The following is a 255-nucleotide window of genomic DNA, read 5'->3' as shown; positions in this document are numbered from 1 at the left end:
GGATCAAAGCTTACTTACAGCTCCCCGAAGCATATCGGTGTTAGTACCGTCCTTCATCGGCTCCTAGTGCCAAGGCATTCACCGTGCGCCCTTTCTAACTTAACCTACTTCGGCCAATGATAAGCAGAGAATCTCTGCGTCAGCTCCGTCACTGTGCTCCTCACGTACTCTCGTACGCTCCGGTGCTCGTTCAGTCGCTTCCTTGATCTTCTTGCTTCTCATTGCCCTCAGGTTTGTGCTCTTACTTCGTTTTAA

1 rRNA gene is annotated in these 255 nt (G+C 50.6%); it reads right to left on the bottom strand.

The annotated features are described in order from the left end of the window. Positions 1-105 (bottom strand): 23S ribosomal RNA (locus M3205_RS25455); the annotation flags it as partial. Positions 106-255: the final 150 nt, after the last annotated feature.

The sequence above is a fragment of the Cytobacillus firmus genome, from assembly GCF_023715565.1.
Classification (GTDB): Bacteria; Bacillota; Bacilli; order Bacillales; family Cytobacillaceae; genus Cytobacillus; species Cytobacillus firmus_C.
This window is presented reverse-complemented; position numbering and strand designations above follow the sequence as displayed.